Source organism: Pedobacter sp. HMWF019 (assembly GCF_003061025.1).
GTDB lineage: Bacteria > Bacteroidota > Bacteroidia > Sphingobacteriales > Sphingobacteriaceae > Pedobacter.
The window spans coordinates 1-4660 of sequence record NZ_QAIL01000167.1 but is presented as its reverse complement, the minus strand read 5'-3'; the positions used below and the strand labels follow the sequence as shown (position 1 = coordinate 4660).

Genomic DNA, 4660 nt, shown 5'->3' with positions numbered 1-4660 from the left:
ATAATAGATTATGGGAACGTAATTATAATAGTAGCCGGGCGAAACCATATAATAGAATATTAACTTAATTATTTATGATGCCCAGGATATTTAAACAGCTTTTTTGTACTGAAGTGTGTTAATTCTTATTCAGAGATCTGTTTAATAAATTACTCGGGAGGAGAATAGAATGCCGGAATCGATGGATCGGGGCAGCTCATATGATAAAGAATCAGCATTTTTCTGGAAAGTGCAGTATAGAATACTTTCATTTCAGTAACTGGTATGAAATCATCATCCATAAATTCAAATGACTTCAAGTCCTTCTCCTCGTCATCAGAACAAGGGCCTTGCTGATCTCCTGTATCGGATGTAGCTCCCCCATCAGAGCCTGCTTCAAAACAGAAAGACTCCACAGGGTTGTTCATTTTATGATCTGCAGCAGCATAGACTTTACTGCACTTCAGCCCAAAAAATGAGATCAAAACGAGAATACCAACTAATTTCCGATACATAGCGTTACCTTATTATAGGACACATTCTTGTAAGGCACAAATATAATCATTTCCACCTCCTTCACTCTCCTTCCCACCGGAGAAAAAGTGCCGAATAGCGTTTTTTTCTACTTTAACATTTTTTAACTTGTATCCGGGCACATTATTTGTATTATTACTGTAAAAAAAAGACTTAGCCCCGCCCAAGCCTATCTATGAACAGCAATACAAAAAAGTCTTTTTATATTTTTTATAGTTTCCTGGTCCTGATTCTATTTGTCGGTTCCCGAACTTTTGCCCAGAGCACTGTAGTTTCCGGAACCGTAACCGACAGCAAAGACAAAAGTCCATTGCCTGCCGTGACGATATTGTTTAAAGACACTAAAATAGCCGTCAGAACCGATGCCGATGGAAAATTCAGTATAAGTGGTCGCGCTGCATACACCCAATTGCAGGTCATCTACGTAGGCTACAAAACAAAATTCGTTCATATTATCCCTTCTACAACACAAACCATCAATATCGTGTTGCAGGAAGAATCACAAAACCTACATGAAGTCACCATCAGCAGTAAAGCAAAAAAAGCACCGTACCGCAATAAAGGCAATCCTGCAGTGGAACTGATCCGTAAAGTGATCGAACATAAACCCATGAACCGGCTGGAAGGCCAGGATGCTGTCGAATACAAACAGTACGACTGGATGCAGTTTTCCATGAGTAACCTTTCCGATCAGTTCAAAAACAAAAAAATCTTCAAGCATTACCAGTTCCTGTTCGATAAACAAGACTCCACTGAAATCGGAGGCAAGAACATCATGCCCATCTATCTGCGTGAACGTCTATCCCAAAACTACTTCCGCAAGGACCCTAAAAAGAACAAAACCATTATGCTGGCCGACAAACATGTCAAGTTTGACGAAAGCATGGTAGACAACAATGCACTAGGCAATTATTTTGAGCGGATGTACGCCGATGTAGACATCTACAAAAACAATATCGTTTTTACCAATAGTCAGTTCCTAAGCCCAATTGCTGAAAGCGCTCCTCTTTTCTACAAATTCTTTATTACTGATACCGTAAAAAATCAAACACCCAACCTGATTGAACTTTCCTTCGTTCCAAGAAACCAGAACGCCCTGCTCTTTGAAGGGCAGATCTATATTACGATGGACGGAAAATATGCCGTACAAGACGCCTTCCTGAAAACAGGAAAAAATGTAAACGTCAATTTCGTAAAAGCCTTAGAAGTTAAGCTTGATTTTGAAAAAGATACTGCCGGAAAATATCATATGAGTAAAAGCCACCTGGTAATGGATTTTGGACTGGGTAAAGATGGAGGCAAAGGATTTAAGGGAGAACGGACCGTTACAATTAAAGATTATAAAACCAATATCATCCGGCCAGACAGTGTATACCGTGGCCTTGATCTGGAGGTTGTTCCTGATGCAGAAAAACGCTCTGCAGCCTACTGGGCCAGCAATCGCCTGGATACCATTTCTGCAGAAAAACTAAAAATTTACGGAAATATAGACAGCCTGGGCAAAATGAAATCCTTCAAGAGAATGATGAACCTGGCTGCCTTCTTCTTTGTAGGGTATAAACAATATGGCCCCGTTGAAATAGGTCCCTTCTATACCTTTTATACCTTTAACAGCCTGGAAGGTTTCAAACCGCGCATCGGCGGCCGGACCACCACTGATTTCAGTACCCGCTTTTATTTCGATACTTATGCAGCTTATGGCATTAAAGATGAAAAATGGAAATATTTCTTTAGTGGGGCTTATGCTTTTAACAACAAATCGATTTATACCTTTCCGCAGAGCTTTGTACGCGCCAGTTTCCAGCGCGACGTAAATGTTCCTGGCGATATGTCTAAAAATATTGTGTTTGAAGACAACTTTCTCGCCTCCTTTAAACATGGAGAAACTTCGCAGTTTTTGTACAGCGATCTGTATAAAGCAGAGTACATGCAGGAATACGCCAACCATTTTTCCTTTAATCTTGGCTTTACCAAATGGACACAAAGACCTGCAGGATCACTTACTTTCACCACTAACGAGAACAACCTTCCTGTAAACATCGATCAGATCACCAGCTCGGAGCTCAGCTTACAGCTGCGCTATGCGCCTCATGAGCGCTTTTACCAGGGTAAAGTTTTCAGAGAAAGACTGATTGAAAAATACCCGGTATTTTACCTCAATTATTCACAGGGCGTAAAAGGATTGTTTGACGGAGAATACAATTATAAAAACTTAATGGGCTATATAGACAAACGCTTTTATATGTCGCAGTTTGGCCGTTCTGATGTCCGCCTGGAAGGTGGTTATATTTTCGGAAACGTACCTTTCCCTCTACTGGATATTCATCGTGCCAACCAGTCTTATGCGTATCAGACCTATGCTTACAATATGATGAACTTCATGGAATTTGTAAGTGACCACTATGTAAGTTTAAATATTGACCATAATTTCAACGGTTTGTTTGTAAACCGAATTCCACTCATCAAACACCTCAAACTGCGGGAATACCTAACCTTCAAAGGTCTTTATGGTGGCTTAAGAGACGAAAACAATCCAAATCTGCATCCGGATCTTCCACAGTTCCCGGTAAAGGCTGCAGGAATTCCAACCACCTACGTATTGGGTAAATTGCCTTATATGGAAGGCAGTGTGGGTATAGGAAATATTTTCAGGGTCATGCGCCTGGATCTGGTTCGCCGTTTTAATTATCTCGATCACCCGGGTATCTCTAAATATGGGGTTAGGGCAAAATTACAGTTTGAATTCTAGGATTTTTAGGTCAGCTTGATTTAAAAGGTTTCATTCAGGCCAAGAAAAAGCCCATTGGATCCATGACTACCAATGCCATAATCAATACAAAGATTGGAACGGGTATGTTTGTTAAACAGGATCCTTAATCCTGCTCCACCTCCTGGCTCCCAGTACTGAAAGAGTTTTGTTTTGCGTTGGTTACTTGCGGTTTGGGCATTGATAAAGGTAACTCCACTGAGGAGTTTATTTTTAGTGATGGGAAACCGGTATTCCAGCTCATTATAGAAATAAGATGGTCCTTTAAAACGGTAAATGGTATATCCCCTGCCACTGCGTTGGTCTACGTCACTGCCGGTTCCGGGTAACTCCAGGTACGGTATAGATCCATTGATCAAATAAGATCCCCACATCCAGTAAGCCAGCACGTGTTCCGGATTTTTATGGGAAAGGCTCCAGTATTTTCTGAGCTCTGTTTTTAACTGTGTGGCTTCCTGTTCACTTCCCAGCACTTTGGTATTTACCCTGAAGATCACATTTGCGTATATTCCTTTATAGGGTCTGTAGGGCTGATCACGTGTATTATATTGCAGGTTCACCAGTACACCGTTGGCAAAATATCGTCCTGGTGAAAAGCCGTTTTTTATGCTGTAAAAATGATTAAAGGTTTTAGACATTCCTGGATTTTCTTTCTCATCATCGATATCTCCATAAAAATTGAAGGCTAAACCTGCTCCTGCGTAAAAGTGGTCAAATATTTCCCGGTAAATATTTTCGTTCAGCCTCAGATAGGTAAATTTGATCGGAAAGGTGCCCGGATCATCATGTCCTGTTCCTATTCCGTGATCCAACACTTGGTTTTTCCCTACCTCCCAGCTTCCCTGAAGGTTCCATTCATTATTCTGCAGATAGATATTATGTTTAAGCTGAAGCAATGCTGTTTTCTTGGTTGACACAGCTGTGTAGGCTTCAAAAACAGACAAAGTTGTCGTTGCTGGATCTCCAAAATATCTTGTTCCCAATACGTCAGCTCCGAGTTGAAATCCTATACTGGGTGTATAACCAAAAGTTGGCAAGAGCACCAGGCTGCCATTTTTTTTATGCAATGTATCTGGCCCGGCATGTTTTTTAAAGTACCGTTTGTACAAATCGCCCACATCTGTCTGGGCAATAGAATCTTTTTGCGGCTTTTCTTGCGCATGTATTTGGTTAAAAATTAAAAGCAGGCCCGCAGTGAAAAAAAGAAAACGTTTTATAATCATACTGCTTCGCCTATGCTTCCGTAACAGGAATCTTCATTTGTGTTGTTATGAAAAGATAAAATTACAATTTATATTTTCATTGGAATATATTTTTTTTATCGGTAATGAAGCGATCATTTACTGCCAAAATTTATTCATTTAGGTTTGTGTATAACTA

Annotated in this window: 3 protein-coding genes; 1 reads left to right on the top strand and 2 read right to left on the bottom strand. The window is 40.4% G+C overall.

All coding sequences use genetic code 11. From position 1 onward, the window contains the following. Positions 1-149: 149 nt before the first annotated feature. On the bottom strand, positions 150-494 hold the full coding sequence (locus DBR11_RS10855) for a hypothetical protein (RefSeq protein WP_108552494.1): 345 nt from the start codon (positions 492-494) through the stop codon (positions 150-152). 194 nt (positions 495-688) lie between these two features. Between DBR11_RS10855 and DBR11_RS10850 the strand changes: the two genes are divergently transcribed. After that, positions 689-3262 carry a DUF5686 and carboxypeptidase-like regulatory domain-containing protein gene (locus tag DBR11_RS10850; RefSeq protein WP_108552492.1) on the top strand — a complete coding sequence of 858 codons (2574 nt, stop codon included), beginning with the start codon at positions 689-691 and terminating at the stop codon, positions 3260-3262. A gap of 20 nt (positions 3263-3282) precedes the next feature. Here the strand turns inward: DBR11_RS10850 and DBR11_RS10845 are convergent, their stop codons facing one another. Continuing rightward, a complete protein-coding gene (locus DBR11_RS10845; protein ID WP_108552490.1) occupies positions 3283-4503 on the bottom strand; it encodes a BamA/TamA family outer membrane protein in 1221 nt (406 codons plus the stop codon). Positions 4504-4660: the final 157 nt, after the last annotated feature.